This window comes from Streptosporangium sp. NPDC006013, assembly GCF_040614275.1.
Classification (GTDB): domain Bacteria; phylum Actinomycetota; class Actinomycetes; order Streptosporangiales; family Streptosporangiaceae; genus Streptosporangium.
Genome location: NZ_JBEXUE010000918.1, coordinates 1 through 1551 on the forward strand (window position 1 = coordinate 1; position 1551 = coordinate 1551).

Below are 1551 nucleotides of genomic sequence, written 5' to 3' on the forward strand. Positions count from 1 at the left end.
TCACCCCCGCCTGGTGGCTCTGGATCGCCGTGACGGCCCTGTCGGCCGGCCTCGCCGTCGCCGTCCTCAAGTTCGTCGGCGGGCCCTCCTGACGTTCCTGCGGATGAGACCGGGACTACTTGCCCTGGTTGGCCACCGCCTCGATGGCGGCCTCGGCGGCGGCGGGGTCGAGGTACCGGCCGCCCCTGGTGACGGGGTGGAAGTCCGCGTCCAGCTCGTACTGGAGCGGGATGCCGGTGGGGATGTTGAGCCCGGCGATCTCGTCGTCGCCGATCCCGTCCAGGTGCTTGACCAGCGCCCGGAGCGAGTTGCCGTGCGCGACGACCAGCACGCTCCTACCGGCCGCGAGGTCGGGCACGATCTGGTCGTACCAGTAGGGCAGCATGCGCTCGACGACGTCCTTGAGGCACTCGGTCCTGGGCAGCAGCTCGCTCGGCAGCAGCGCGTAGCGGGGGTCGCCGGACTGGGAGAACTCGTCGTCGTCGGCGATCGCGGGCGGCGGGACGTCGTAGGAGCGACGCCAGAGCATGAACTGCTCGTCTCCGAACTCGGCCCGTGTCTGCGCCTTGTCCTTGCCCTGCAGGGCGCCGTAGTGGCGCTCGTTGAGCCGCCAGGACCGGGAGACCGGCAGCCAGAGCAGGTCGGCGGCGCCCAGCGCGAGGTTGGCCGTCTGGATCGCCCTGGTCAGCAGCGAGGTGTGCACCACGTCGGGTCGCACCCCGGCGTCGAGCAGCAGCCTTCCTCCGCGCCGTGCCTCCTCCTCGCCCTTGACCGAGAGTCCCGCGTCCACCCATCCGGTGAACAGACCCTTGGCGTTCCATTCACTCTCACCGTGCCGGAGCAGCACCAAAGTCGACATACCGACAAGCTTAGTGGGCATCCCCCGGTGCCCCTCAGCGCTCGGGATCGGCGAAGCGGGCGAATGCCTGGAGGTTGGCGAGCGACTCACCGCGCTTGGCACGCCACTCCCACTCGCGCCGGATCGAGGTGGCGAAACCCAGCTCCAGGGCGCGGTCGAACCCCTCGTCGGAGTAGGTGAGCACGCACCCGAGAAGGCGGTCGATCTCCTCTTCGGTGATCGCCCCCAACGGGGCCCGGCCCACGAGGTAGACGTCACCGATCGGGTCGAGGGCGAAGTGCACCCCGTACATGGAGCCGTTCTTGGTGAGCAGCCAGCGGTAGAACTCGGCGTGGTTCTCGTCCGGCCGGCGGCAGAAGAACGCCTCCACGTGCAGGGCCTGGTCGCCGACGATCAGCCAGGTCATGGTGGCGAGCTTGTGCTGGCCGGGGAGCCTCACCAGGAAGGCCCCCGGCCTGGGCTGCTCGTAGGAGACGTCCGCGCTCTTCAGCGCCGCCTCGATCACTTCGCGCATGGGCCCAGCCTACGAGCCGGTCTCATGAATTGACCGCGATGGGGACCCGGTGCAGGTTCGCCATCGCCCCGGCGTAGACATCCGCCAGCCTGGCCGCGGTGGCCGACCAGCCGAAGGCCGCCGCGCTCATCCGCGCACCGAGCGAGACGGCGGGCGCGTGCGGGGCACGGATCGTGCG

Annotated in this window: 2 protein-coding genes; both read right to left on the reverse strand. The window is 70.1% G+C overall.

Features of this window, described 5'->3' with window-relative positions; genetic code table 11:
• Positions 1-115: 115 nt before the first annotated feature.
• Entirely contained in the window at positions 116-859 is a 744-nt protein-coding gene (locus ABZ260_RS50910; protein WP_355633140.1) for a phosphoglyceromutase, read from the reverse strand.
• Between the two features lie 34 nt (positions 860-893).
• Positions 894-1373, reverse strand: a complete 480-nt coding sequence (locus ABZ260_RS50915) for a YbjN domain-containing protein (RefSeq protein WP_355633143.1) — start codon at positions 1371-1373, stop codon at positions 894-896.
• Positions 1374-1551 lie beyond the last annotated feature (178 nt).

Coding starts and splice junctions, on each gene's coding strand:
- ABZ260_RS50910 (WP_355633140.1), bottom strand. CDS start 859: ATGTCGACTTTGGTGCTGCTCCGGCACGGTGAGAGTGAATGGAACGCC.
- ABZ260_RS50915 (WP_355633143.1), bottom strand. CDS start 1,373: ATGCGCGAAGTGATCGAGGCGGCGCTGAAGAGCGCGGACGTCTCCTAC.